Origin of the sequence: Gramella sp. AN32 (assembly GCF_023718305.1) — a bacterium.
Taxonomy (GTDB): Bacteria; Bacteroidota; Bacteroidia; order Flavobacteriales; family Flavobacteriaceae; genus Christiangramia; species Christiangramia antarctica.
Map to the genome: position 1 here is coordinate 320,975 of NZ_QEYO01000001.1, position 26,807 is coordinate 347,781.

The following is a 26,807-nucleotide window of genomic DNA, read 5'->3' on the forward strand; positions in this document are numbered from 1 at the left end:
GTTATAATATATGGTCTAGTTGATATACTATTTGATTTGATGCATCTTCAGTATAAAAATTATTTATCTTCAAAAACCAGTCTTCAGCATGGGAAACAACAAAACCTGGATTTTCCATTGCACTTTTAATAATTGAAGGTATATCAGATTTTTTATTAATCCAGAAAACTGAATTTTTATCTGGCATAGATTCAAAGTGTGTATACTTATATACCTCTCGAATATCCTTTCTCAAATTCTTTATTAGAGGGAGGTAATTTAGGTATGCACATGGCTTACCCTTTGCCACGTAATCAAAAACCATTGAAGACCCTACATTTATTACCATAAAGCTATGCTCAATAATGTTTGTTTGTAAAACAAGATCATCTTTTGTTGGCATAGCCTGATTCCAGTATGTTCCAGAATTAGTCCAAGCAGGATCTATAGGTACAATTACACGTTCATGTTCTTTTAATATAGCATCATAGCGATTTGAAAAATCTACCGGACATCTCCTGAAAATAATTCCTAAATTATATCCTTTTTGATTTAAGTCTTCTACTTCCTCTGAAACATCTTTCAAAAAATATTCATCATGTGGAGAAGTGGTAATATCATCACCTGAGAAACACAGGTATTGCTTTTCCATATCCAAACCGTATTTTTCAAAAAATTTATTCTTGTCAATTACAATAGTATTATCCTTGTATATTTCAAATTGTGGAGTTCCGGTTACTTTTATTTGGTTAGATTTAATATAAGGATAATAATTCATCATTTCATCTTTCATATATTCACTCCAAACAAAGTAATAATGTGAGTCAATTATCTTTGTAGCCTTTGGTAAATTATCCCAGGAAAAAATAAAACATGATGTAGTCAAGCCCAAATCCTGGGCTGAAGTCATGGGAGATATAGCAATTACCGGTCTTTGGTTTGTACATAAAATCACATTAGGAGTTTCTCTTTCTAATATTTCTTTACAGTTTTTATAATAATCAGTTCGTCGTTCAGTATCTTTCATTTTCTCCCTAAGTTTTGTCAAGCCATTTTCAGAACCATATTTTTTCACCAGAAGGTTAACTAATAAGTTCTTAATTCTACTTTTGAAACCTTTTCGAGAAGATGAGAATTTATATTTTTCGTAAACGGGATTATTAAATTTATTTTTAAACAGATCCAACTCAATAAGAATCTTCGCACGTTTTAAAAGGTCAGTCAGAGCTGAACTCTTAGGATTTAATTTTATCTCCCTAAACCCTAATTCACTCAAATCAAAATTGGTGAAATTCAAAAACACGAGTTCCCAGCCCTCTTTTATCGCTTTTTCCGGAAATCGAGTGTAGACAAAATTCCTCAGGCTCACTCCATCCGGAATTATTACTAATAGTTTTTTTGATCTCAAATGCAGATTTGGTTTATAGGACAACTCAAATATAGAAAACTATGAAGTTTAATGAGTACTGGAAGCGATAAGACTTGTATTTATCCATTGCCACAGGAAAAAACTATTATTTTTTTTACCATTTTTATATTGTCTCCATTCTTTTTGAATGAGATCATGGTCAAACCATGATTGAAAATCAGACCGTTCCAGCTGAGCCAGACTTTCATTTACAAAATCAGTAAGTTCATTACCCAACCATTCTCTTTGCGGTGTTTGCAATGCCCTTTTTGGAGCCTCCGATATTTTATCTGGAATAAATTCTTTTATAATTTCTCGTAATAAATATTTATGCGTCCCCCCCTGAATCTTATAATTGTCACCTAGAGAAAAGGCTAGTTCCACTAAGCGATAATCGAGAAAAGGCTCCCTTAACTCTGTACTAAAGGCCATAGAAATACGATCGTTAAACCTTAAGGCCCTTGGAAGTTTGGTATAAAAAAGATCGCGGTATTGTACATTTTTTAATCGGGATTCAAAAGGTGCGGAATACTCAGGTTTTCGCGCATAGGAAATAAAATCCTTATTAAGCACGTTAGTTTTAAAAGAACTGTCTTTACCAGCTCCCTGGATTACTTGTTCTGATTGAGAAGTATAATAATCATAACCGGCCCATTGTTCATCCATTCCCTGACCATCCATAAGTACTTTTATATTAAGTTGCTGGGCTTTTTCAAAAATTTTCGAATAGGCTATTGTTGGTATTCCTCCAAAAGGCTCCTCCTGAAGGTCACTCAATAATTTTGCATATTTGGGAACTTCATCTACCCTTAACTGAACCTTTTCCAAAGGATTCCCTGTTTGTTTAATCATTTCTTCTACCCATGGCAGTTCATCATAACGTTCATCTCCCGTATAAAATGTAAAGGCTCTAATTTTTTTATTGCTACGGTAATCATTAACCAGCGAAAGCAATAAAGAACTATCTACACCTCCACTAATATTGAACCCAACCTGAACATCAGCCCGAAATCTTAACCTAACAGAATCGATAAGAAGTTCCAAGTATTTCTCTTTAATTTGAGAGGTGGAATAATTATCCGAAAGATTTTTTATCCGCTCCGGAAAATCATACCATTTTTTTATATCAAGGTTAGAATTTTTATATTCTATAAAATACCCGGCAGGCAGTTGAGCTATATCTTCATAAAAGGTTTCTGAAGGTGCCCCATATGAGCCAAAACAAAAATAATTCACCCATACTTTTTCATTAGGTCTGGCCCATTTTATACTACGAATAGCTTTTATCTCACTGGCAAAGTAAAATTCTTCAGCAGCTTCCGAATAATAAAATGGTTTAACTCCAAATCTGTCGCGGGCGGCAAATAATGACTTTTCTTTAGTATCCCAGATAGCAAAAGAAAACATCCCGTTTAGTTTTTCCAGGCATTTCTTTCCATAAATGATAAAGGACGCCAGTAAGACTTCAGTATCTGAATTTGTTCTAAAGATATATTTTGAGCCTATTTCAGCTTTTAATTCCTTGTAATTATATATCTCACCATTAAAAGTAAGATGATATCGACTGGAATTATCAGAAAATGGTTGATTCGCTGCATCGCTTAGATCTATAATAGAAAGCCTGTTATGTCCAAGAAAGGCATAGCCCCTATCGATATAATCACCAGTATTGTCGGGACCACGGTGCCTCTGTAACTCAAGCATTTTTTTTAATGTCTCTTTCCTGTCAAATGACGATATAATTCCCGCTATTCCGCACATTAAGAATTAGCTTTTAAAATTTTCTCTGCTTTCTCCCAATCGGCTTCGGTATCAAGATTCACATAATCTGAATAGGAATTTTCAACATACCCGATAGCATCTCCATAAAGGGAGTTTTGCTTAAGTATAACCTCTGATTTAGTAAGATATACAGCACCATCCCGATGGAATGCTATTGGTAGTTCCTGCCGGCGAGAAATAATTTTCTTCTCTCTAGTTGCGATCTGTAATCTGCCATTTTTTTCTTCAAATGTCCAGTGTGGATTGAATTCGTGGGGTACTTCGCGAACACTTACAAGTGAATCATAACTTCCAGATTCAAATCTCCTGATAGCATCATCTATTAAACCTTTGCTCCTAAATGGCGTTGTAGGCTGAAGCAGACAAACCGCATCAAAATATTCATTGGATGCAGCGAAAAATGCAAGAGTGTGATGTACAACATCAATAGATGGAGTATCATCTTTTGCAAATTCAGCCGGTCTTATAAAAGGAGCTTCCACCCCTAGCTGTTTCCCTGTTTTAATAATTTCTTCAGAATCGGAACTCAAAATACATTTTGAAAGCAGTTTCGAGTCCAAAACTGAAGCTATAGTGTAGCCCAAAAGCGGTTTTCCTCCAAGTAGCTTGATATTCTTTCCAGGAATTCCTTTGCTTCCGCCTCTTGCCGGTATTATTCCAAGAATTCTCATTAATAACTTATGGTTTTACTAAAGCTGAGTTCTGATGTTGCTAAGATCTCGGCAATTCTAATTCCGGCATCGCCATCTCCATATATTTGGGAAATAGGATGTTTATCTGAATGAAAAGCCTCCTTAACCGCTTCATATATTCTATCTCTTTGGTGGGGAACATCCTTTACATTTTTACCACGCAGTCTTCGGTTTTGTCTGGTTCCAAGATTAACAACAGGTACTCCCAGGTAAGAACATTCCCTAATCCCGGCGCTGGAATTACCCACAAGAACTCTCGAATGCTTCAGCAGCCTCAAAAAATCCAGGGGATCCATATTCTTGAAAAAATGAATATTTTTTGGCTTAACCATTTCCCTGAAAGTTCTGATCCCATTTGAAGTTCCATCTGAGCCTGCATCGACATTTGGCCAAAACCAGAAGACAGGAAAATCCAGTTTATTTATTGCCTCAAGAGTTTCAAGTATATGCTCTCTGGCTTTCTTATATTCGGTAGTTACAGGATGTTGCATAACTACCGCATAACCTTTTTTCCAGTCAAGATCTTCCCCAACCCCTCCGTATTTTTCTATAGGATCGAAATTGAGATTCTCTTCAGTACATATCTCCTTAACCAGATCTATAGAAGGACAACCGGTATTTATAACCTTTTCAGGGTCTTCACCCAATTTGATCACCCTACCTCTGGCATCTTCACTTGAAACGAGATGAAGATCAGCCAGTTTCGTATTGGCGTGACGAACTTTTTCATCAATACTTCCCGTCACTTCACCTCCCTGAATATGCACAAGTGGAATGTTTTGATAAGCCGCGGCAATTGAAGTGGCGATAGTCTCAAATCTGTCGGCAATGGTAACCACAGCGTCAGGTTGAAGGTTATAGAAAACATTAGTAAGTTCCATAACTCCTATTCCTGTAGTTTTAGCCATGGTGGTAGGATTCTCACCCTCCAACACCATAAAAACCTTGGCGGCAGCCTTAAAACCATCCCTTTCAATAAAGTCAGCTGCATTCCCATATCGGTCTAACAAAGCAGAGCCGGCTATTACCAGTTGAAGTTCCAAAGTCGGGTGGGCTTTGATTGCAGTAAGTGCCGATTTTATACGACTATAAGAAGGACGGGCTGTAACTACTACACAGATTTTACGTTTCGGCATTATAGTGGACTTATGGTAATTTTAAAATTATAAAAAATGATGGGATTTCAGCGATATTCCCGTTCTAAATACGCATTTGTATAAATGATGAATGCCTTATTGAATATGTTCTTTGGTTAAAAATTCCCATTTCTTGAGGTCAGTTTTGAGCTCCTGCCCAATTACCTCTCTAAAGTTTGCAACATCTATGCCTTTTCTTTTAGGTTTTTTAGTTTCTAAGTCTTCAAACCTTATTATATGTCCTTTCTTAAGGTCTTTATTTACAGCAAGAGATTTTTCGAATATTGACTTCAATTCTCCGAAAGCACTATTATCAGATTTATCAACAGGATATTTTAATGCATTTGAAATGTTCTTAACAGAGGAAACCAGTTGCGCAATTTCATCTATTTCCAGGGAGGAAGATGCATCAGGCCCAAAGCTTTTTCTGCTGAATACGGCGTGAAATTCGAGAATTTCAGCACCCATAGCAGTAGCCGCAATGCAGGTTTCTAATTTCGCTGAATGATCCGAATATCCAACTTTCACCTTATATCGCTCCTTAAGTTCATTAATGACATTTAGCCCATAATTTTCTGGTATGGTGGGGTAAGAGGTAGTGCACTGCAAAACAGAGAATTCTATTTTTCTTTCCCTTAAAAAACTTACCGTATCATCAAGTTCTTCAAAGGAGCTCATCCCGGAAGAAAGAATAATAGACTTGCCGGTTTGTGCTATCTTTTCCAGAAGAAGAAAATTATTCACTTCTCCTGAACCAATTTTATAACGTTTCAACCCAATTTCCTCCAACAAGTCTACCGCAGCATTGCTAAAAGGTGATGCCAGAAATTCCAAACCTTTCTCATCACATCTTTCTTTTAGAATCTTCCATTCCTCTATAGTAAACTCCATCCTTTTCCAGTAGTCAAATCTCGTCTTATCCTGTTTAGAAAACTTAATCCTGAAAGACTCATATATACTACTCTCCGCCTCGGCAATATGTACCTGAAATTTCACGGCATCTAATCCTGTTTGAGCAAGGGCATCTATATAACTTAATGCCATTCCTATACTACCCTCATGGGCCTGACCAACTTCTGCTATTATTTCTATTTGTGTTCCCATTTTTAGAGTTGAATTCTAAAATCTATGCTCTTAAGATCTTCTGCAATTTTAAAAGAATAGTTGGCATTCCTGTATTCAAATACTATTTTTTTTAGAAGCATGTCATTTACTTCTTTCATTGAAAGATAAGGTTGAGTTTGCTTTTTCAATAGCTTTTTTACCTTATGCTTTACTGAAAAAAAATAAGGATCTCCTTCAAAAACTACACAAATCACTCCTTTTTCAGCGGGCATAACTTCATGGATAAAATGTTCAACCTGAGCAAGAATATTTTTAATATGATAGATTTTATCAGGTGTTTTCAGCAAATCACTATTTTCCATTTTGATGACGCTCCCTATTTCCGGCTGTCTTCTTGGCCTGATAACTTTGAGCTTATTATTCATAAAATAATGCTGCTCATTGATTCGCATGATATTTTCTACCCTTGGTTTTTGAGTAATAATTTTATCATCGGACCCATGGAAACTAGGATGCCAATAATGGTAAAATAATTTCTCAGGATATTTTCTTCTTTTATATCCCGCACGTTCAATACGATCAAACAGGTCTACGTCTTCAGCTCCATAAAAATGAAAGAATTCGTCATAACCATTAACCTTAATAAAAGCTTTTTTCGGGGCGAGTATCATCCCATTTACATCTCCTTTTCTTTCAACCTGAAGATCCGTGAAAGTATTTTCTTTGATTAATTTTGCCGAAACCTCCTTAGAAAGATAATTTAGGCAATAAAGACCAAAACCTGTCAAATCGCAATTTTCTTCAAGCTGTTTTGTTGTCGCCTGATGAAATAGAAGATCTACATCAGCAATAAAAATAAAAGGAGTTGAAACCTGCAAAATCCCATAATTCAAGGCCTTACTTTTATTCCAAAGCAAATGGGAGACATTTAATCTAAAAAAAATAACAAATGGATATTTTGAAAGTAGACTATCCAATTCATCTACATACTTTGGATCACTCCCATAGTCAACAAAACTGACGGAAAAATTTTTTTCTTTTTGTGATTGTAAAGAATCCAGGGATAGCCTTATTCTATTAAGGTCTCGATTTCTGTTTGCGTATATAAATGTGATCATTCTCAATTTTATTTTTTACGAAAAATTTATCTTCCAAACAGTTTCTTGATATTCTTTTTAAATATGATCTTATTTATCCTATAAAGACTATAAATTCCAAAAAAATAGACCTCCGGATCTATAGTATAATTTCGTTCCTTCATAAAATCAAGAACCTCCCTGTCCAGTGGAGACTTATTTTTCTTAAATAGCAATTCACCAATATACCTTGCTTTTATTTTTTTAAATAAACTAATATCGAAAACACCTTCATAATTTTTTAATTTCCCTGCTATGTCCAAGGTCAATTGTGTTCTTAAACATTTATAACATCTGGAACAATTAATTTCATCAATATTCTCCCAGGGATTGGTACAAACATCAAGATAATTATATGTATCTGAATACCCAGCTACCATTAATGTCCTTTCTACACGGGTATACTGAGCTACTGAAGAATAAAAACTTGTGGATTCGGTGTCTAAAAATCTCAAATAAAGAAAATCTGAATCACTTGTATCTTTGGGGTTTAATTTAAAATGATCGAGTTTATAGGCTGAAGCGTAGAAATAGTTCTTAAATAATTTTTGTAAATGCAAAGCACATGAAATATTTCTTAAACTATGACTTTGTTGAAAATTAAGCTTTAAAATTTCACTTAAATTAGAATCCACAGTAATAAGTTTTTTGTTTACCTGAGCAGCAAAACTCCTGATTCCCTCAAGCCTTGATTCATAAATCTTTCTGGCATGACTCCCCCCAAGGTCTCCATGAGATCCAACATTGAAAAACGTAAAATAATCAATCTTAAATGAACCTTTTTCATCAATATGATCATAAAATGTTGCAAATGAATCTATCCCACAAGACAAACCTGTACCAGCTATAGCAGCCTTATTTAAATCATTACCGTTAAGATTATCTGCGAATATATCAATTTTAACATATTCTGAATTGGCACTGGCAAGTGCGGGAATTAAATAATGCCTGATTGTATAAAATAATTTTTCAGAAACGTTCCCTTTGATCTTTATATTTTCTTTCCTTTCAAGACCAAGGAATAAGAGACCTACTAAAAAAGCATCCAGGTTTCCAGTTATTATGAATTCTTTATATTCTAAAGGGAATTTATACCATAAAAAATGATCCTTGTTATCAAAGAACACCCTGGATGTAATTAAAACAGAGTCGTTTTCCATTTCTACTTTTTGAGGATATATTACAATCATTAGATCTACAATTCTTTTTGTATTAGATCATAACAGGCAATAACACCTGATTGAATTCGACTCCGTTCCAGCTGTGGACGTATATTTAATAAACTATACTGTACCTCCTTCTTAATTTTATCAGGATTGTTTATTACCTGTAATATTAATTCTTTAATTTCATTAGAATTCATAGGATTTTCTATTAATAATCCACCACCATTCCCCTGACTTATTATCTCTTCTGTAACCTTACCAGGATTAGATTGAATTGGGTAAGCTCCCATTACAATAGCTTCTAAAAGAGTATTTGGCATACCATCAGAAATACTATTACCAATATAAATTTTTGATCTTCCCATTAAGCTCATTACTTCAAAATGAGGGATATTTCCATAACACTTAAAATTCGCCCATCTATCCAGACGGGTTTTTGAAATGAAGTTCTTTACTTTTTGATTTGCTGCGAAAACGACAATTTGATATTCTTCTAATTCAGGCTTTAGGCTTAGTAAACCTTCGAGCACAACGTTACATCTCCCCAATTTTCCCTCATATCCTTTAATCAAGATCACCTTGCGTCTTACATAAGGCTCCATAAGGTTTTCAAACTCTTCAAGATCATATCCTCCTCCACCAGGAAAAGCCCCAAGGAATTTACCTTTAAACCCATGTTGAAGTGCAACTTTAAAATCCCGCTTACAATCAGCAAACATATAATCAAACTCCGGCAGGACTTTTTTAATATTTATTAAGTCCTTTTCGTTTTGCTGTCTAAAATAGAGATCATTTCCCCAGGCAGAATATACCCATTTAATATCAGGAAATTTTCTCATAACCTCTAAAACTGGTAATGCTCCAGACTGGAGCACAAAACTCTGGACAATATCAGGTTGAATTTCTTTGATCTTTTCTTCCACATACTCCGTTAAATCTCTTTGGTTAACCATATTGATCGTTCTATATAGTGCAGGAATATTTTTTTTTAACCAATACCTGCCAGGATAATCAACTCTGTTTTTCCATCCAATGAACTGATGAACAAAATCTATTTTTTTTACCCTGGTATTCGAATCAAATACATCAATCCAATATACCTCGTGATGTGACAATTTTAAAAGGTTAGTCCAGTTAAAAAAGTGGGGTGCAAATATGGAGACCATTAAGATTTTCATTGCGAAATATTAAGTGATTCTATAACTCCTTTTAAATATTCCGGCCCTAAATATCCTAAGAGAGAATCTCTATTTGAAATCTCCTTAAAGCTGTCATTTTTCCATTGAAAATAAAGTGATTCAATATGTTCTTTAATTTTATTAATATCGTCTATTTCACTCCAATAGGGGTAATCACTCCCCAGTAATCTTTTAGCCTCACTTTTTTGAGGTCCGAGTAATAAAATTGGTTTATTGGCCTCTACACAATGTGGGAACTTTCCAGGAAGAAAAGGACTTATATTCGATTTTGCTTCTAAAATTATATTTACAGCTGTTTTATTCTGCAAACTATAAACTGTTTCAAATTTCATGTATCCCTTGCTGACATAAATATTATCATTGGCTGATTTCTCCGAGACATGAGGGTTCTCACCGCCTATAAATAAGAGTTTGGAACATGCTTTTGCATCGGGATTTTCCGAAATGAAATTTTTAAATGCTTCTAATAACCATTCAGGATTACGCGCACCTAAAAGTGTCCCGGCATGAAGTAAATTAAATTCGTTTGGATTAAAAAATTCCGGAATTGCAATATCTGGAGTATCACTATAAAAATTTTGATGCGGAATAATGACTCCGGTTTTTAGAAAGTTCGGATGGAATTGTCCCATCCATTCTTTCAACAATAAACTCGGGAATCCTGACCATCTTGCATTCTTCGAAATTTCACTGATAAACTCTTCCTTTTTTTTAGATCCGGATTCCCGCCAGGTATAAGGTTTTGGATAGTGATGCATGGGATAAGGATCATGTATATAAGCCAACCATTTTTTATGCCATTGGGGTAATTTCAGAACCGAATGGTGTGGCCTAAAACTACCTCCTTTACTTAATGTAACAATTATATCGTATTCTGATACCGAAACTTTACCTAATGCTTTTGCAATACTGTTGCTATCGTTTAACAAGGTGAATGAAAATCCAAAATAATTCTCTATATATTTATTCAACCTTAGTCTAAATCTGTACCTTATCTGTCTTTCAAGTCTGCTTAAAAGAAATAGAAATCCACTTCGAATTTCTTTAATAGAAATAGTTTTAATTCCTTCTAGTTTAATTTCTTTCCTGGTATAATGGAATACCGTCACCTCATAACCCAATAATGAAAGGTTTTTAATTAGAGCTACACGTCCTTTGGTACCGCTACTGTCCTCTACATCAATAGATTCAGCAACTATTAAAATTCTTTGTGACAAATCAATTATTTAAATGGCTCCTGTAAATCTAATAAATTTCAGGAGTTATCGTTCGAATAACAGAGCTTCTCACAATTTAAACATTCAGGAATAAAATATAATTGAATAATCAATAGCCAAAAATTTCTATTAGTTTTGAGAAAATCATTTACAAATGAAAATTGACCTTATTGCCGGCGCAAGACCTAATTTTGTGAAAATCGCCGCTCTTTATTATGCCTATAGGTCTATCGGGAATAATTTTGACTTCAGGCTTATACACACAGGCCAGCATTATGATGAAAAACTCAGCGGTATTTTCTTTAAAGAGTTAGGCATTCCTAAACCCGATTTTAACTTAGAAGTAGGGAGTGGCTCTCATGCCGAACAAACTGCGGCTATAATGATTGGCTATGAGCAAATTTTAAAGAAGTCCAAACCAGAACTAGTTATCGTGGTAGGTGACGTTAATTCAACAATGGCCTGTTCTATTGTAGCTAAGAAGTTAAATATTAAGGTAGCACATATTGAAGCAGGTATTAGATCTGGGGATAATACAATGCCTGAAGAAATTAATCGCATTGTAACCGATAGTATTTCTGATTATTTCTTCACCACTACACGAAATGCGTCGAATAATTTACTAAAAAGTGGTAAAAATGAAAACCAGATCTATTTTGTGGGAAATACTATGATAGACACACTCGTGAAAAATCGGAAGAATTTTAAAAGACCAGAATGTTGGAATACTTTTAAATTAAATGAGAGAGAATATTTTATCATGACGTTACACCGGCCTAATAATGTTGATGAGGAGAAAACTTTCAAAAATATTTTAGCAGAAATAAACTATAGTTCTAAAGGCCTTCCGGTAATTTTCCCTGTACATCCAAGAACAGAGGCAGTAATAAAAACCCTTACTTCAGAAGTAAAGAATATTCGGTTTATCTCTCCATTAAGTTACCTCGAATTCAATTATCTGGTTGAAAGATCAAAAGCCGTAATAACAGACTCTGGTGGGATCACAGAAGAGGCTACATTTTTCAAGGTTCCTTGCATAACCCTCAGAGAGTCTACAGAAAGACCTGAAACTGTTCGGGAAGGAACAAATGAATTAGCCGGAAACGATCCGGATAAAATTAGTAAATATTTTGAAAGAATTTCTACTGGCCAATGGAAGATAGGTAAGGTTCCAGAATACTGGGATGGAAAAACAGGAGAAAGAATATTACAAGGCTTAGCCGGTATTAAGCTCTGATCATTTTACCCTTAAGTTTCAATAAAGGTCGAATAAGGGGATAAAATATAAATCCTATTTTATATTTTAATTTAGTAATCAATTTTGCGTCTGTCCTATTTAAAACCGTTTTTATCAGAGAATAAGATTGTAACTCAAATCCCATTTGGATAAAGAATTTAAAGAGATTTTCAGGAAATTTTTCCGCCTTTGTTAAATGATTCACAATCGAAATGGCCGCATCTACTTTGGATTTAACCCGTATTGAGTTTGAATTCTTGAATTCTCCTGTATTTGATTCTGAATGCTTTCTTCCAAAGTATAAATTCTTATCGATGCTAATTCCTTTCGGTTCCTTCAGCAATAATCGAGTATATAATTCCCATTCTTCTGCAAACAACAAACTTTCATTAAATTTTTCATTCTTAAAAATTTCTGTTCGCCACAAAACCTGGCAGGAATTAAAAGGTATTCTACCAGTTATCATATTTTCAACTTTAAGTGGATTATGTTCACTCACACTATAATTCTGTCGTCGATCAAACTCCCTCCTAAAATTGTTGAAAAATACGCTTCTTCCATATCTGCAATAATCCGCGTCATTTTTAACCAATTCTTCAAAACTCCATCTTAAACAATCTGGATGCGCTATATCATCATCATCAAAAAAAACTATGGATTTACCTATGGCGTTTTCCAATCCCATATTCCTGCAACCGGGAAGACCTTTAGCAAAATCATTAGTTCTTCGGTAATATTTAAATCTGGAATCAGTTCGAATAAATGATTCCAAAAATTCCTTTGTTCCATCACTGCTTCCATCATCAATTATGATGCATTCCCAGTTTTTAAAACTTTGATTCGTAATCGCAATCAAAGACTCCTCTATATAATGGAGCCTGTTATAGGTAGCCATTATTATTGAAACTACAGGAGTGATTTTACTTTTGGCCATATATTCTTGTTAGCGCAATTTTCTTAAAATATCCCTGTAGATCTTATAGAAAAAATACCTTAGATGATAATATCGATCTTTTATAATAATTGGAGAGGATGTTTGCTCTACATATTTCCCCTTTTTCAACATATCTTCTATTCTCTCGGTATGGATCTTATTTTCATTATAGAACCGGGCATACCAAGCGTGATATAAAAAAATTTCTCCTTCATTATCAAATACCGCAGTAGTTTCATCATTTGAAGGGTTATCGGCATTTAAATAAAAAAATTTTTTTCCATTTCTTAGCAACCAGAAAAAGAAACAATAGTATTCTTCAAAAAGTGAAAAAGGTTTATAATTCTGAAAATTGACTTTATTCAAATCCTGGTCAAATTCATTCTCCAGGATGTATTGATTCTGATATATTTCTTTCTCATCAAAAATTTCATAAACCTTCTGTAAATTTAAAATGGTGAAGTATGTATTAATAGAGAAGGGGTTCTCATTACGCCAGTGTAAAGTCCCCCCATCTCTCATTCCGCAAACGGTATAATCATGTTCTTTCATGAAGTTTATAAGTGAAAACGTCCTATCGGGCTGTGTGAAAACCACATCCTCATCAGCCAGGATCAACCATTCCATATCCTCAGATTTCAATTTCTTAATGATATATATTAGGCTTCTCAATCCATAAAATCCTTTACTTCCGTCTATTGCATATTTTTTAACTCTCTCAGGAAAGGATTTTACCGTTTTTTGGTAAAGATCCCAATTACCTACAGTAGTTGCTATGGTTATTTTATCTGGATTAATTTTCAATCTAATAAAGATTAGTCTGACTATCTAATGGGGAAGTCTATTATTAATAAGGTGACTGGATGGCGTTGTATTATCACCTTTATGAATAAATATAATATTGTGATAAATATGCATAGAAGTTATATTTTGATCAAAATAATTTGGCTCATAGCCAGGTTTTAAGAATTCTGCATGATTGATTCCATGAATTAAACTTTTAAAAAAATTTACTGCACTTAAAGGGTTGTCCATATCCTCGCTATCACCTCCATACCAGGGCCAATAAGCACACTGGAGGTCTTCAACCACGTAAATCCCCCCTGTTTTAAGTTTCGGAAAAAGATGTTCAAAAGATTTCACGATATCTTCGTTCATATGACTCCCATCATCTATAATGAAATCTATTTCTCCTATATCATTACAAATTCGGTCTAAGAACTGTGTATCGGTCTGGCTACCTTTTAAAATTTTTATCCTATTTTCTTCCAGTAAAGATTTATCATGAATATCGATAGCATAAATTTCACCTTTTTTAAAATAATCCTTCCACATTCTAAGTGAAGCTCCTCCCCTATCTGGATTTTTGTATCCCCCAACTCCTATTTCAAGAAGCTTAATATTCTTATTTTGAAAATTCTTAAAATGAGAATCGTAGTGAGGTGTATAAAAGTGCGTACCCCATTTATCGCATAAATGAAGCTGGGCCAATTTTGTTAGATCATTACGGTAATACTTACCCAGGAAGTATTGTTTTTTACCCCTCATATAGCTAATTAAAGGATCAGGTATAAATCTCTTATAATTCATCAACAAAGAGTTCATTTTAAGTTTTTAATTTTTCTGAAAGGCCATAATATTCTTTCTCCAAGCTTATGTTCTAAACTTTCCAGGGATTTTTGTTTATCCAGTTCCTCCTTTCTCATCATATTCATCATATGAATTACGAAAGACTTAAAATGGTCTTTATATAATTCTGAATGTTTTAAATAGATATATTGTCTAAGTTCGTATTTTAGAGAATTTGCATTATCGTTTCTCGATTTTACTTTATTGCGATAATTAAACAGAATCTCAGGGATCACCATTGCTTTCCCGCCGTCCTTCAAAAGCCTTATATAAAACTCCCAATCCTCATAGCCATCAACCATAGTTTCATCGTAACCGCCTACATCTTGCCAACGCTCCTTTAAAAACATAGAAGATCCCATAGCTACATTATTGACTAAAATATTTTTTAGTCCCCCTCCTCTAGGTTTGAATAATTTATACTCCTTTTCATTCCTAAACCAATTCGCAAAACAGGTTACGATTTCTATATCCTGATCCTTCTGAAATTCGGTTACAGCTCTTTCGCAAAACTCTGACTCAAAATAATCATCACTGTCCAGGTTCAAAATATATTTTCCTGATGAACTTTTTATTCCTCTATTTCTAGCCGAGCTCACACCTAAATTATCTTGAGTAATCAAATGATCAATCTTTGACTCTAACTTTTTTAAAACGGCTTTTGTCTTATTATTAGAGCCGTCGTCTACCACTATCACTTCCTTGTTAGGATAAGATTGAACAATTGCCGAGTTAACGCTCTTCTCTATGAATTCGTGATCATTATAACATGGTATGATTATGGAGACCTTAGAACTCATAAATTACATATTTTAATCATAAATTTATCCAGTTCCTGAACTACTTCTTTAACCTTATAAGCATTTAATTTATCTTCCTCCCATGAATACCCCGATTTGGATAATTCAAAAGCCTCATGAATTTTCATTTTAATCGAACGTATTGAAGAAGGGTCAAAAACAGGAAAATTGAATTTACGAAGTTGTTCCTCGATATTTCCTATCTCCGGCCCCAGCAGCACTTTCTTATAAGTTAAGCCTAAAAAAAACAGTCCTGAATTCAAATTATTAATTCTGGGTATTAATACGATATCTGCTGCAGACATTTTTAAACCAAGCTCCCGTGAAGATATCCTTTTATAACTAAAATAATATTCAGGAGGCTGATATTTTTCTTTAAACCATTTAGCCTTTTGCTCTTTTACATCAATAATCTTTTTCAACCTCACACGACCGGGAAAATCAAATTTTAGTTCGGCCCTCATACCTGTAGCTATCAAGACCTTATTTTCAAATTTGAGACTTTTAAAAGACCTTAAAACCATCTTTTTTTCCTTATCATTTCTGATATTCCCAGGGACTATAATTACCTTTGCCGCCTGATCAATTTGCAGGTTATCCCTTGCGACTCCTTTGTCATAAATTGGATATGCATCTTCATACAATGGATGATTTATGGTTTTATGAACAGCCTCAGGAAATTTTTGCTGGTATATTACTTTGCTGTACTCTCCTAAATGAATAAAGACCTCCGCATAATTTTCTACCAGCTGAAATAATTTTTTGAAATTTCGGGTCATGCCCTTATGCCTTTTGTCATCATGCAATGTATAGACCAATACAGAATGCTTTCTCCAATTTGAAAATGCTGTCTTTAATTCAGCTAATTCAGCTTCTGAAGGCTCGTGCCATCCAAATATTGCTTCTGGCCAATGAATATTTACAATATCAAAATCTACCCTATAATCTCTGAAATTTGAGTAAATATATTCATGTTGAGAAAGTTTTTGTGTATTCTCCAGGTAGGGATTAATGTCTTTTTTAAAAGGAAGGAATATTTTCAAATTTTTATATTTTCTGTGTTATTCCCGCGATCAATCCTTTGAGCCGTGAAAAAAAATATGGCTTTAAATATTCTCCTTTAAGTCTGCTTCTTAACTCGTTTACAATTGTTTTGATCTCCCTTTTCTTTAAGGATTCATAATTGAGATCAAATTTTTTAGAAAAAAGGAGTTTGTTCCTGGTGTAGAAATAATGATAGGTTTCTTTTTTTTCACTGGTGAGATTATTAGCCAATGCTCTACGGTTCACTGCAAGTTTCCACCCAAGTCTTTTTGCCCTGGTGCACCAGTCAGTTTCTTCAAAATACAAGAAGTAATCTTCAGAAATACGCCCTACCTTCTTAATAGCCTGTGAATTAAACAGAATACAACTACCGTCTATATAATCGATATCATAATCTAGTATTACAGACTGGCTATTTATTTTCTTGTTAAAGTTCTTATGAATTGTATGGAAGTTTATGCTGGTATCAATTAACTCTCCATCAGAAAAAATCGTATCGGGATTTTCCCTTTTTATAATTCGAGGACCGACAGCAGCCAGGGTTTTATCTTTCTCAAGCGTCTCTTTTAAAATCAGAAGACTGGTATTTTCTATTCGAATATCGGGATTCAGTATCCAAATATATTCTGCATTCTTTTCGAGGGCATGTTCAATTCCCACATTATTCCCCCCAGCATATCCCCGATTTTTCGAATTAAATATTAAATATTTTTGAGGAATCTTATCTTCAAGTTTGGTCCTTTCCGTAGGATTGGAACTATTATCAATTACCAGAATCCCTAAATCGTTGGGATGTAAATTTCTCAAATCCTTAAAAAGTCTTATAGACTCATCAGCTGAATTATAATTAAGAATAATTGCATAGATTCTTTTTTTTTTCATTGCTGATATTTATCTCTAAAGTGAGTAATTAAATTATTTAATACTCGGGAAAATTTGTATGTTCTAGTCTTTTTGTGATTATTTAAAGACCTTTGAAGTTGTAAAATTTGATTATATTTCTTCTCTATCGTATAAAAATAAAAATCAGCACAGTCCTTTGCAGGTATGAATTCTCCTAGATATTGAAGCACTCGCATTTCCTTTTTTATATTACTAACTTTTTCCTCTTGGGAAATACTTTTACGTATTCTATAAAACGCCAACGGTTCATCGATAAAATAGAATTTAACATCTTGCTGAAAAAGTGAAAGCCACATTAACCAATCTTCTTTGTAATTTATATAGGTTGGAAATTTAAATTCCTCAAACAATCTGCAATCGAATAGTCCACAATGAATTGGTATGGTGAAAATATCATCCCATTTGTAAAGTATATCTTTATAATTTAGAAGATTTTCATTTATTTCACAGTAGGGATTTGATGTAATATTACTGGAGTCCATCAATACTTGGAAATTAGACAGTATTATGATTTTTTCTTTCGTATAATTCTTCTCAGCTTCAAATACTGATATTTCCAGTTTCTTTTTATGCAGTAAATCATCAGAATCAAGAAATTGTATATACTTTCCCTGAGCTCTTTCTAACCCGTAGTTTCTGGCCGAGCTCCTTTCTCCATGGTTTTTATAATAATATATTAATCTCTGATCATTAAGAGCGTTGACAATTTCTTCGGAGTTATCTTCTGAACCGTCATCAATGATAAGACATTCCCAATTGTTATAGGTTTGCCTTAAAACAGAGTCCAGAGTCTCTCCAATTAGATGACCCCGGTTATAAGTAGGAATAATAATAGAAATTAGTGGGTTCATTAAAATTTAATTAATCAGGTATTATTTACCTTAATAGCATTTAAATAATTTGAACAAGACGGAGTTGATTTTTCTTGCCAGTGTTTTTGTTTCTAATTTCGAAAAAGCCTGAAACCTTTTTGATTTTATTTTTTGCTCCGCTTCAACCATCTTAAAATAATCACTCATAAAAAGAGGAAATTTTTTTGTCAAAACGTCATTTCTTTCATCGAGTAAAAGCTCAAAATTTAATCCACTTGATAATCCATTATTATCATAATTTACCACCGGCATATCTAAATGATAATAACTAGAATTATATTTACAGATAGCACAAATAAAGAATTCCCAATCAGACACTAATCTATAATCCTCATTATAGTAAGAAATACTTTCAAAAAGAGATTTCTTTATAAAAGCCGCCTGATGTGTTATTGTACTAACACAAAAGAAACTGAAACTTAGTTTTTCCGGTAAAGTCAGTAGTTCATTTTCTCTTCCCTTTCCAATTAAAAAAACATTGCCGTAATATATATCTAAACCAGCTGATAAGCCTCGCGATACTTTGGATAATATATCTTCATTACAAAGTGAATCACCACTATTCAAAAACAACAAATATTCCCCAGAAGCCATTCCAATACCTTTATTCATTGCATTATAGATTCCCCTATCCGGTTCACTTACCCAAAGATCTATTTTGTGTTGATGGGATTCAAGATATTCTTTACTGCCATCGGTAGAGCCTCCATCTATAACTATAAATTCAAATTCCTGCCAGGTTTGCTCAGAAACACTTGTCATCGTATTTTTAAGACCTTCCAGATCGTTCAGGTTTACAGTAATAATAGATATTAGCGGCAGCTTAGACATTTTATTTAAAATTTATACTGAAATCTGAAATATGCTGGTTAGATTTCTATTATACAGTTTAATCTTGACATCCTTTTCAGATCCTGATATAGAGATCTATCCTTTCTTATTAAACATGAAAGATCGACGTTTGACACCGCCTTATAGCCTTTTTTAAGCAGGGATTCTACGAGGTAAGCACCATACTGACCTGTAATTCCTAGAATTAGGACTTTTTTATTATATGGCTTTAAGTCCATAGATATTGTTGTTCTAAATTAAATTACCCTTAAATATAGATCCATAGTTTCTTTCCGACACTTCTCCCATGAAAAACCATTCAATCGGTTTTCTCCCGCTTTTATTAATTCCTCTTGTAATCCTTTGTCAGATATTACTTTGTAAATAGAGTTCCTTATAGATTTAATGTCTTTAGGATCAAAATAAACCGCTGCGTCACCGGCAATTTCCTTTAATGATCCTCCTGAGCTACTTACTACCGGACATTTACCGGCAAAAGCTTCTAACAGTGGTAACCCGAAACCTTCATACAAAGATGGAAATACAAAACATTTCGCATTCTGGTATAGATACACTAACTCATTGTCATTACTACAGTAATAATGTTTTACTCCGTGATTAAGTTGGAGATCATTAATCCATTTTTTTTCAATGTCATTGAAGCCAGACCCCGTACAAATAAGGATCAGGTTTTTATTTTTATTGAGCAAGGGAGCTACAGCAATCAAAAAAGTTAAGAAATTTTTATAAGCATTACGATTCCCAGTAAATAAAAGATATTCTTTTTCCTCATAATTAAAGGGAGGTTTTAAAGACTGAATAGATTGAAAATTAGTAGCGTGGTGAATTACCTTTATTTTATCTCCCGAAGTCCCAAAAATATCTATGATATCTTTTTTTGTTGTTTCTGAGATAGCAATTATTCTATCTGCCACATCACAAAGTCGGCGTTTGTTTATTGAATCAGGACTGGTACCAAAGTATTCAGGATACTTTTCGTGAATCATATCATGAACCGTGAGCACAAATGGTTTTTTAAGGCTATTTAAAAAATAGTTATCATAATATGTTGGATGAAAAACATCATAATCCAGCTTATTTAATTGAGCATTATAAAACTCATCTTTACTCGAAAATTCCTGTTTAGTTATAACAGGAATAAGTTTAAATTTAGACCTTAGCCTATCATATATACTTTTTTTTACTGAAGGTTTATGTTGAAAAAGTGGCATTCTTTCCATATTACCATTTTCACGCTGCAACTCATTAAAATATCGACTAATACCTCCGAATTTTTGATTTTCGTAAACCTGATTATCTATAAGTACTTTCACTTTAGTTTTTCGAATTTTTACTTGTTTTATTTATCCAATCTTTTTTAAAATTTGTTATCGCGAGTTGTGTCTTAGAAAAATTCTTTTCTGTAGTTGCCAGGATATCAGTATAAAAAAAAGTTCTGGTAGAATCTCCCATATCCATTGTAGAAACATAGGAATTTATTTTTTTTAACGTTTCAAAATCAGATAATTCTAACAATAAATTTCCAAAGTTGTCAAATATAAATATATACTTATATCCAATATCCCATAATCTATCATAAAGTTCTGCAAAACCTTTCGCTTGAAAATCTTCAAACATTTGATTCTCCCAAAAAATAATTGGTTCTGATTGCTTTAATATTTCTTCAGATGAAATTAAAACATCATAATCATATCCATCAGTATCAACTTTAATTAATTCAATAGAACTTTGATTATTGACTATTTCTGCAAGTGAGGTGAAATTAATTGAACTCGAATTAATCTTTTCTTTTATCCTTGCCGTTCCATTACCATGTGAAAACTCTCCTTTAATATTTCCAGTACCAATAAATTTTTTGAAGCAGGAAATTCTTTTCTTTTCGGATAAAGGTAATTTATTTACATTCTTCTCTAAATAAGGAAAAAATATAGCCGATGGTTCAATAGCAAAAATTGAATTTTTACAGTTTTGTAGTATTGCTATTGTCGTATCACCTATGTTGGCACCAACATCAACTATAATACCTTCTGGGTTTAAGTACTTAACAAGAATTGGTAGAAACCTATCATATAACCTATGATTTTTTTGAAACCCTGGTAATGGATGATTATGTGGTAGTCTCAATTCATAACTCCCTATTTGATAAATAGAATCAATATTTATTTTTTTAGTTTTAAAGATATATTTAGATAGTTTCAACTTTTTTCGATCTAGTATTATAAACAGGAAGCTCTTTTAATGTAGTAAACTGTTCTTCTGTTTTTAAGTAATTTAAATTTCCATTTTGATCTCTGGATTGCCTAAATTTTGACTTAACAAAACCTTCTTGCACTGTTAGTGGTTTCAAATTCTTTAAAGAATCTTTTTTTACAAAATAAGCATTATTACCAGCGCTATTGCAGCCTATAAAATCATAACCTTTTTCCTTAGCCAAATCATAAAAAGCCGGAATTGATGCTCCAAAATAAAGATTACTATAATGAGTCTCTGTCCAATTAAAATCTGCTTTATACGGAATTGTTATAGCTCTCTCGCTGCCAAACACACTATTATATTCAACGATTACTATTATTGGATTCACAACTTCTAAAGCTTTCCAAATCCAGTAATCATTACCATCAATATCAATATGTAACAATCCTATTTCACCATCGATCCCTTCTTCTTTGATAAGTTGATTAATATTTTCAGCCGTTATAAATGCAGCTTTTGCCTCCAAATCATATTTCCAATAAATCTCGTCACTTTTAATTTTTACGATATTATTTTCATTACCATCCATTACCAAGCCAGACCAATTGTTATTAATTAAAAGAAACCTTGTATTAGCTTCCTGATAATCTTCTACCCCAAACTCAATAAATGTTTTGTTTTTAATATCTAAGTAGTTAATTAGATATTGAATAATTCCATCATCTCCCCATTGAGAAAAAACCTTAAATTCAGCATCCTGTATAGATTCTATGTTTTTTTGCTTAAGAAGCTCAGACCAGATCTTTCCATTTTGCAACATAATATTTGTATACATAAAAGATGTTACACAATTCACACAATCTGATTTCCTGGCTGGAACATCCCCTTCTAAGCCCTTTCGGTATATTTTTTTAAGTAACTTTTTCACTTCAATTGGTTGTATTTATTTTTTTCCAGGAACAATCAACAAATATGCATCCGAAATCTTGTCCCTGATAAATATGAAAATCAGAGCCAGTTTCAACAATGTGAAAAGAAAGACAATTTTCAAGATAGTCTAAAACCTTAATATTAGGCTGATGTAAAGCAAAGCTTAGAGTATAAAAACCAGGGACTAATAAAGACGCGGGAATTTCAACCTTAAAAGCATGATGTCCTTCATTTTCAATTTTATCTGATAATTTAATTTCAGATGAAAATATGATTTTCTCATTTTTGTCTATTACTCTAAATCCCAGATGAGCATTCAAGTGTTTCTGCTTGATTTTAATTTTTGAATTAATACTGATAGTTTCATCGAAACTAAATTCAGCCCGGTTATTGTTGCCTTTATCCAATAATTGAAGACTTTGTATTCCGGATTCTTCTACATGTTTTGAGTATTCTCCAACAAAGCCTGAATTTTTATTTAATTGAAGATAGTGGTCTATTCCCTCACTCGAATCCCCTTCAAAAACTACAGTCCCATTTTCCAGAACAATAGTTTTGGTACACAAACTTTTAACGCTAGCCATGTTGTGACTTACAAATAAAACGGTTCTCCCTTCTCCTTTGGATAAAGAGTTCATTTTTCCGATAGCCTTTTTTTGAAATTCAGCATCCCCCACGGCCAGCACTTCGTCTACCACTAAAATTTCCGGCTCTAAATGTGCTGCTACGGCAAAGCCAAGCCTAACGGTCATCCCACTGCTATATCTTTTTACAGGTGTATCAATATATTTTTCGCATCCCGAAAAGGCGATGATCTCATCGAGCTTATTTTTGATCTCTGTTTTGGTCATTCCCAGTACGGCGCCATTCATAAAGATATTCTCCCGGCCGGTAAGTTCGCCATGAAAGCCGGTGCCCACCTCCAGTAAAGATGCGATTCGGCCTCTGGTTTTTATACTTCCGGTAGTAGGAGCGGTCACCCGTGAAAGTAATTTGAGCAAGGTGGATTTTCCAGCTCCGTTCTTCCCTATGATCCCTAAAACCTCTCCCTGCTTTACCTCAAAATTGATATCCCTGAGTGCCCAAACGTAATCTTCATTTGCCACAGAGCTTCTGTCATTCACCGCTCCCACTTGTAGAAATGGATCTTCTTTTCCTCTAATTCCATACCACCAGCGTTTAAGGTCATCGCCCAGGGTTCCCGATCCTACGGTTCCCAGGCGGTATTGTTTGCTAATATTTTCGGCTTTTAGAATTGTGCTCATTAACAGGGCTTAAAAAAAATTATAAGGGAGTAAATTTAGGTGTAAAATAAAAAAATAGGCTAGCAATAAGCCTATTTTTTTAAATTTATAGTTTTATTGTTTACAGATAGGTTGTTTTAATTATAATCTAACAAGAATTCAACTACAGTTGTAGGGTATAGTTTAACTAAAACCAGGGATAACATAAGATTTTTATGAAGTTAACCAGAATTCTTTCTGACAGACACTATCAAAACTGGCCTAGCTGGCATATTATCTATGAATGGGAAAATGAGCTATCAAGCTCCTTAAACCTGCCTTTAGTTGAAAGCCCTACACGGCATAATGCCCCAAAAGACAATTTTTATATAAAAAATTAGGCAGTTCTAATTTAAGGGAAGCTTACAACATTATACGTCAAGCCAAACTAATTTATCGAAAGAAATACAATGAAAAGATCTATCATCATAACCAGTATTTTTGAACCAACTGAAGCGGTTAAGGCTTTTGCCAAATTTAAAGACTATGATCTCATTGTAGTTGGCGATGAAAAATCCCCTGAAAACTGGCACTGTGAAAATACTACCTACTTGTCCATAGATGAGCAAAACAAATTGGGCTATCAGTTAACTCAACACCTACCTTACAATCATTATTCAAGGAAAATGCTGGGTTATTTATTGGCAATGGAAAATAAGGCTGATTTAAGAATAGATACCGATGATGATAATATTCCTAAACAAAACTGGAGTTTTCCATTAAATGAACACAAATATGACTGTATAGAAGAAAATGAAGGATTTGTTAATATATATCAGCTTTTTACCGATCAAAAAATATGGCCAAGAGGATTACCTTTGAATTTGATCAATAAACGATTTGATTTTAAGGTACTCCTCAATGAGAAAAATTGTAATGTTGGAATCTGGCAGGGATTAGCAGACGAAGACCCTGATGTAGATGCTATATATTGATTAACCAGTGTGAGCTATGCTATTTTAACGATAGAGCACCAGTTGTCCTGTCTAAAGGGACTATATGTCCATTTAACACTCAAAATACAATTATCATTAAGCAATTATTCCCCTTATTATATTTGCCTTCATATGTCACCTTCCGCTTTATTGATATTTTAAGAGGTCTGGTTGCTCAACCAATTATGTGGTTAACTATCAGCTAGGTTTTACAAATGCCAGCGTTATACAGAAAAGGAATCCTCATGATTATATTAAAGATTTTATTTCAGAAACCCCTATGTACAAACACTGTGATGAAATAATAGAAATTGTGAGCACTGTGATATCACCTGAAAAGCAATTAACTGATAATTTATTATTGGCATATGAGGCTTTATTAAAACATGATATAGTTCTACAAAAGGAATTAATTACGCTAAAGGCCTGGTTAAGTGATGTAAAATATTTACAGGATTAAAAGCTCTTCACAAACAACCGCCCCATTTTCTAGGACAATCGTTTTGGTGCATAAACTTTTAATGCATCTATGTTGTAACTCACACCTGTAATATTAGTTGGGGCACCATTCCTTGAAGTTTCGTGAGTAATAAATAATATTCACCTTTTGCTTTGCAGGTTATTCATTGATGTAGCTTTTCATAAGCTTAAATTACAAACTATTCTTTACTAGAAACTTTCTTTTAAGAAGATATACATAGGATTTTAAAACCTTTAAAGGCTCTTTCCAAAAAATCAGGTTAGCGACATGAATTGAACGAAAGAATTCTTCTTCACGAAAATAACATGCCATTAAATCATAACGATGTTTAGTAAGGCTTGTCACAATAATTTTAGATCTATGTTTAAAATTTTGATCACTTTGGACAGCTTCTACAATACCTAAATTGACTTTTGCTATTTTACTGGGAACTTTTCTCATTTTTTCAGAAACTCCAATTTCCCTCCTATAAACTCCAGTAATACCTTCAATCAAATTTATGGTTCCTCCGTTTCTAAGCAACCAAAGGTATAATGGCCAATCACCATATGGAAAACGATGAATCCATGATGGCAGGCTATTATCTTCTTTTCTTATAAATGCCGAAACCGATGGTATAATATTGTGAAATATTAGATCGTCAAAATTAGAAGGATCCTTAAGGTTTTTCCATTGGCGAGTTACCAAATAATTATTTGGAAACAGATTTTTAATCCTGGTAAAGCAAATTTTTGAATTTGGATTTTCTTCCATAAACCCAACTTGCTTTATTAGTTTATAAGGATCTGTCCAATAATCGTCGCCATCTAATATTGCCACATATTTCCCCTTACAGCGCTTATAAGTTTGAATGAAATTTTCAATTAAACCTATATTTTCCCGGTGAGATTTTAATTTTACGATTTCTGGGTATTTTCGTTCATATTTTTTGCAAATTTCAGGGGTTTTATCTGTACTGGCATCCTCTCCTATCACCAATTCAAAAGCAAAATCCAACTTTTGCATCAAAACGCTTTCAATAGCCTGAGCAATGAATTTTTCTTGGTTATAGGTCAGCATAAACACACTAACAGTAACATCTGTCATTTAGGTTCGCGATAAATAATTAATTGACTTCTGGTAAATTTTTTATTAATTAATTGAGGGAGTATCTGTTCATTTTTAAGAGCCCATTTTTTAAAATTATTTCTTTTTTCACCCCATTTTAACAATCTACTAAATCTTTCCAATGTTCCTATAGGTACAATTTTTACATTTTTAAAAAATTGTTTCCCTGCATTCTCAAAATGTATCGAACTATAACTGCGGTCAGGATGGGGATCTTCTGTTTTCCAATTCTTGAATGCTTTCCTATTAAATTTTGATGGTCGCCCTTTGACCGGGATATACCACCTAATTTCATCTAAAATTCTGGAATTGACCGCAGGCTCAAAAAACCGGGCTTCACCAGTTGACTTTAAAAGTCGGGAAGTTTCTTTTAAAAATTTCTTTTCTAATGGAATTTCCAGGTGATGAAGAAAAGCTTTCCCTACAATAAAATCAAAACTCCTTTCTTCAAGACCATTATTTAAAAAATCTCCCTCAATAAACTTTATTGGGTATTTAAAGCCATGGTTCTTATTCAAATTACGAATAATTTCGCCACTCGCTGAAGCTAAATCATTTGCGGATACCTTTGCACCAAGCCCAGCCATTATTGCAGCATTTACACAATCCCCACAGCCCATTTCCAGAATTGATTTATCTTTTATCCTTTCTTTGAACTCAAATTGATACAAAGCATACCAACTTGTTTCAGTAGTTGTTGCCTTTTCCAAAAAACGATCCAGATTCTTTAACCAATATAGCGTATTGGCAATATTATAATTTGCATACAACTTCTCATAATGTTCCTTATTTCTGTCCTGATTATGATCTGCTACTTCATGCATAAG

The 26,807-nt window shown here is 33.5% G+C and carries 26 protein-coding genes and 1 pseudogene; 3 read left to right on the forward strand and 24 right to left on the reverse strand.

Annotation, left to right across the window (positions count from 1 at the left end; genetic code table 11):
• Nucleotide 1: 1 nt before the first annotated feature.
• The 9 genes from DHD80_RS01560 to DHD80_RS01600 form a co-directional block, all read right to left on the reverse strand.
• Nucleotides 2-1,387: a UDP-glycosyltransferase gene (locus tag DHD80_RS01560; protein ID WP_251739120.1), complete on the reverse strand. Its 1,386-nt coding sequence runs from the start codon at nucleotides 1,385-1,387 to the stop codon at nucleotides 2-4.
• Between the two features lie 48 nt (nucleotides 1,388-1,435).
• Nucleotides 1,436-3,148, reverse strand: coding sequence for an asparagine synthase (glutamine-hydrolyzing) (asnB, locus tag DHD80_RS01565; RefSeq protein WP_279346972.1), 1,713 nt, complete (start codon nucleotides 3,146-3,148; stop codon nucleotides 1,436-1,438).
• Nucleotides 3,148-3,840 carry an acylneuraminate cytidylyltransferase family protein gene (locus DHD80_RS01570; protein ID WP_251739122.1) on the reverse strand — a complete coding sequence of 231 codons (693 nt, stop codon included), beginning with the start codon at nucleotides 3,838-3,840 and terminating at the stop codon, nucleotides 3,148-3,150. Before DHD80_RS01570 ends, asnB begins: the two co-directional genes overlap by 1 nt.
• Entirely contained in the window at nucleotides 3,840-4,997 is a 1,158-nt protein-coding gene (gene neuC / locus DHD80_RS01575; RefSeq protein ID WP_251739123.1) for a UDP-N-acetylglucosamine 2-epimerase, read from the reverse strand. The genes DHD80_RS01570 and neuC overlap by 1 nt, the downstream gene beginning before the upstream one ends.
• A 96-nt stretch (nucleotides 4,998-5,093) precedes the next feature.
• Nucleotides 5,094-6,101: an N-acetylneuraminate synthase family protein gene (locus DHD80_RS01580; RefSeq protein WP_251739124.1), complete on the reverse strand. Its 1,008-nt coding sequence runs from the start codon at nucleotides 6,099-6,101 to the stop codon at nucleotides 5,094-5,096.
• 2 nt (nucleotides 6,102-6,103) lie between these two features.
• Nucleotides 6,104-7,180 (reverse strand): glycosyltransferase family 2 protein, encoded by a 1,077-nt coding sequence (locus tag DHD80_RS01585; RefSeq protein WP_251739125.1) that lies wholly within the window; start codon nucleotides 7,178-7,180, stop codon nucleotides 6,104-6,106.
• A gap of 26 nt (nucleotides 7,181-7,206) precedes the next feature.
• Nucleotides 7,207-8,358 carry a hypothetical protein gene (locus DHD80_RS01590; RefSeq protein ID WP_251739126.1) on the reverse strand — a complete coding sequence of 384 codons (1,152 nt, stop codon included), beginning with the start codon at nucleotides 8,356-8,358 and terminating at the stop codon, nucleotides 7,207-7,209.
• Between the two features lie 35 nt (nucleotides 8,359-8,393).
• Entirely contained in the window at nucleotides 8,394-9,287 is an 894-nt protein-coding gene (locus DHD80_RS19980) for a glycosyltransferase (RefSeq protein ID WP_251739127.1), read from the reverse strand.
• 251 nt (nucleotides 9,288-9,538) lie between these two features.
• Entirely contained in the window at nucleotides 9,539-10,780 is a 1,242-nt protein-coding gene (locus DHD80_RS01600) for a UDP-glycosyltransferase (RefSeq protein ID WP_251739128.1), read from the reverse strand.
• A gap of 154 nt (nucleotides 10,781-10,934) precedes the next feature.
• On the opposite strand from DHD80_RS01600, the gene wecB reads away from it, so the two are divergent.
• Entirely contained in the window at nucleotides 10,935-12,017 is a 1,083-nt protein-coding gene (wecB, locus tag DHD80_RS01605; protein WP_251739129.1) for a UDP-N-acetylglucosamine 2-epimerase (non-hydrolyzing), read from the forward strand.
• Here the strand turns inward: wecB and DHD80_RS01610 are convergent.
• The 13 genes and pseudogenes from DHD80_RS01610 to DHD80_RS01670 form a co-directional block, all read right to left on the reverse strand.
• Nucleotides 12,007-12,951 carry a glycosyltransferase family A protein gene (locus DHD80_RS01610; RefSeq protein ID WP_251739130.1) on the reverse strand — a complete coding sequence of 315 codons (945 nt, stop codon included), beginning with the start codon at nucleotides 12,949-12,951 and terminating at the stop codon, nucleotides 12,007-12,009. The two genes, wecB and DHD80_RS01610, sit on opposite strands and share 11 nt — an antisense overlap.
• A gap of 9 nt (nucleotides 12,952-12,960) precedes the next feature.
• Nucleotides 12,961-13,755: a hypothetical protein gene (locus DHD80_RS01615; protein WP_251739131.1), complete on the reverse strand. Its 795-nt coding sequence runs from the start codon at nucleotides 13,753-13,755 to the stop codon at nucleotides 12,961-12,963.
• A gap of 24 nt (nucleotides 13,756-13,779) precedes the next feature.
• Nucleotides 13,780-14,541, reverse strand: a complete 762-nt coding sequence (locus DHD80_RS01620) for a class I SAM-dependent methyltransferase (protein ID WP_251739132.1) — start codon at nucleotides 14,539-14,541, stop codon at nucleotides 13,780-13,782.
• An 11-nt stretch (nucleotides 14,542-14,552) separates the two neighbouring features.
• Nucleotides 14,553-15,380, reverse strand: coding sequence for a glycosyltransferase (locus tag DHD80_RS01625; protein WP_251739133.1), 828 nt, complete (start codon nucleotides 15,378-15,380; stop codon nucleotides 14,553-14,555).
• Nucleotides 15,377-16,423 carry a hypothetical protein gene (locus tag DHD80_RS01630; RefSeq protein ID WP_251739134.1) on the reverse strand — a complete coding sequence of 349 codons (1,047 nt, stop codon included), beginning with the start codon at nucleotides 16,421-16,423 and terminating at the stop codon, nucleotides 15,377-15,379. Before DHD80_RS01630 ends, DHD80_RS01625 begins: the two co-directional genes overlap by 4 nt.
• Nucleotides 16,424-16,427: 4 nt before the next feature.
• On the reverse strand, nucleotides 16,428-17,306 hold the full coding sequence (locus DHD80_RS01635; RefSeq protein ID WP_251739135.1) for a glycosyltransferase family 2 protein: 879 nt from the start codon (nucleotides 17,304-17,306) through the stop codon (nucleotides 16,428-16,430).
• On the reverse strand, nucleotides 17,303-18,178 hold the full coding sequence (locus DHD80_RS01640; RefSeq protein WP_251739136.1) for a glycosyltransferase family 2 protein: 876 nt from the start codon (nucleotides 18,176-18,178) through the stop codon (nucleotides 17,303-17,305). The genes DHD80_RS01635 and DHD80_RS01640 overlap by 4 nt, the downstream gene beginning before the upstream one ends.
• Nucleotides 18,179-18,208: 30 nt before the next feature.
• A complete protein-coding gene (locus DHD80_RS01645) occupies nucleotides 18,209-19,030 on the reverse strand; it encodes a glycosyltransferase family 2 protein (RefSeq protein WP_279346973.1) in 822 nt (273 codons plus the stop codon).
• A gap of 140 nt (nucleotides 19,031-19,170) precedes the next feature.
• Nucleotides 19,171-19,269, reverse strand: a pseudogene (locus tag DHD80_RS01650) (hypothetical protein); the annotation flags it as partial.
• Between the two features lie 18 nt (nucleotides 19,270-19,287).
• Nucleotides 19,288-20,364, reverse strand: coding sequence for a glycosyltransferase family 1 protein (locus DHD80_RS01655; RefSeq protein ID WP_251739138.1), 1,077 nt, complete (start codon nucleotides 20,362-20,364; stop codon nucleotides 19,288-19,290).
• Nucleotide 20,365: 1 nt separating this feature from the next.
• Nucleotides 20,366-21,250, reverse strand: a complete 885-nt coding sequence (locus DHD80_RS01660) for an FkbM family methyltransferase (protein WP_251739139.1) — start codon at nucleotides 21,248-21,250, stop codon at nucleotides 20,366-20,368.
• On the reverse strand, nucleotides 21,237-22,172 hold the full coding sequence (locus DHD80_RS01665; RefSeq protein ID WP_251739140.1) for a hypothetical protein: 936 nt from the start codon (nucleotides 22,170-22,172) through the stop codon (nucleotides 21,237-21,239). The genes DHD80_RS01660 and DHD80_RS01665 overlap by 14 nt, the downstream gene beginning before the upstream one ends.
• 1 nt (nucleotide 22,173) lies before the next feature.
• Entirely contained in the window at nucleotides 22,174-23,439 is a 1,266-nt protein-coding gene (locus DHD80_RS01670; RefSeq protein WP_251739141.1) for an ABC transporter ATP-binding protein, read from the reverse strand.
• Between the two features lie 428 nt (nucleotides 23,440-23,867).
• Here DHD80_RS01670 and DHD80_RS01675 point away from each other — a divergent pair, with 428 nt between their 5' ends.
• Together DHD80_RS01675 and DHD80_RS01680 are read left to right on the forward strand one after the other, a co-directional pair.
• On the forward strand, nucleotides 23,868-24,392 hold the full coding sequence (locus DHD80_RS01675) for a hypothetical protein (protein ID WP_251739142.1): 525 nt from the start codon (nucleotides 23,868-23,870) through the stop codon (nucleotides 24,390-24,392).
• Nucleotides 24,393-24,579: 187 nt separating this feature from the next.
• Nucleotides 24,580-24,852: an STELLO glycosyltransferase family protein gene (locus tag DHD80_RS01680; protein WP_251739143.1), complete on the forward strand. Its 273-nt coding sequence runs from the start codon at nucleotides 24,580-24,582 to the stop codon at nucleotides 24,850-24,852.
• A gap of 192 nt (nucleotides 24,853-25,044) precedes the next feature.
• Here the strand turns inward: DHD80_RS01680 and DHD80_RS01685 are convergent, their stop codons facing one another.
• On the reverse strand, nucleotides 25,045-25,959 hold the full coding sequence (locus tag DHD80_RS01685) for a glycosyltransferase (protein WP_251739144.1): 915 nt from the start codon (nucleotides 25,957-25,959) through the stop codon (nucleotides 25,045-25,047).
• Nucleotides 25,956-26,804 carry a class I SAM-dependent methyltransferase gene (locus DHD80_RS01690; RefSeq protein ID WP_251739145.1) on the reverse strand — a complete coding sequence of 283 codons (849 nt, stop codon included), beginning with the start codon at nucleotides 26,802-26,804 and terminating at the stop codon, nucleotides 25,956-25,958. Before DHD80_RS01690 ends, DHD80_RS01685 begins: the two co-directional genes overlap by 4 nt.
• Nucleotides 26,805-26,807 lie beyond the last annotated feature (3 nt).

Coding starts and splice junctions, on each gene's coding strand:
- asnB (WP_279346972.1), bottom strand. CDS start 3,148: ATGTGCGGAATAGCGGGAATTATATCGTCATTTGACAGGAAAGAGACA.
- DHD80_RS01570 (WP_251739122.1), bottom strand. CDS start 3,840: ATGAGAATTCTTGGAATAATACCGGCAAGAGGCGGAAGCAAAGGAATT.
- neuC (WP_251739123.1), bottom strand. CDS start 4,997: ATGCCGAAACGTAAAATCTGTGTAGTAGTTACAGCCCGTCCTTCTTAT.
- DHD80_RS01580 (WP_251739124.1), bottom strand. CDS start 6,101: ATGGGAACACAAATAGAAATAATAGCAGAAGTTGGTCAGGCCCATGAG.
- DHD80_RS01585 (WP_251739125.1), bottom strand. CDS start 7,180: ATGATCACATTTATATACGCAAACAGAAATCGAGACCTTAATAGAATA.
- DHD80_RS01590 (WP_251739126.1), bottom strand. CDS start 8,358: ATGGAAAACGACTCTGTTTTAATTACATCCAGGGTGTTCTTTGATAAC.
- wecB (WP_251739129.1), top strand. CDS start 10,935: ATGAAAATTGACCTTATTGCCGGCGCAAGACCTAATTTTGTGAAAATC.
- DHD80_RS01610 (WP_251739130.1), bottom strand. CDS start 12,951: ATGGCCAAAAGTAAAATCACTCCTGTAGTTTCAATAATAATGGCTACC.
- DHD80_RS01620 (WP_251739132.1), bottom strand. CDS start 14,541: ATGAATTATAAGAGATTTATACCTGATCCTTTAATTAGCTATATGAGG.
- DHD80_RS01625 (WP_251739133.1), bottom strand. CDS start 15,380: ATGAGTTCTAAGGTCTCCATAATCATACCATGTTATAATGATCACGAA.
- DHD80_RS01635 (WP_251739135.1), bottom strand. CDS start 17,306: ATGAAAAAAAAAAGAATCTATGCAATTATTCTTAATTATAATTCAGCT.
- DHD80_RS01640 (WP_251739136.1), bottom strand. CDS start 18,178: ATGAACCCACTAATTTCTATTATTATTCCTACTTATAACCGGGGTCAT.
- DHD80_RS01645 (WP_279346973.1), bottom strand. CDS start 19,030: ATGTCTAAGCTGCCGCTAATATCTATTATTACTGTAAACCTGAACGAT.
- DHD80_RS01670 (WP_251739141.1), bottom strand. CDS start 23,439: ATGAGCACAATTCTAAAAGCCGAAAATATTAGCAAACAATACCGCCTG.
- DHD80_RS01675 (WP_251739142.1), top strand. CDS start 23,868: ATGAAAAGATCTATCATCATAACCAGTATTTTTGAACCAACTGAAGCG.
- DHD80_RS01685 (WP_251739144.1), bottom strand. CDS start 25,959: ATGACAGATGTTACTGTTAGTGTGTTTATGCTGACCTATAACCAAGAA.
- DHD80_RS01690 (WP_251739145.1), bottom strand. CDS start 26,804: ATGCATGAAGTAGCAGATCATAATCAGGACAGAAATAAGGAACATTAT.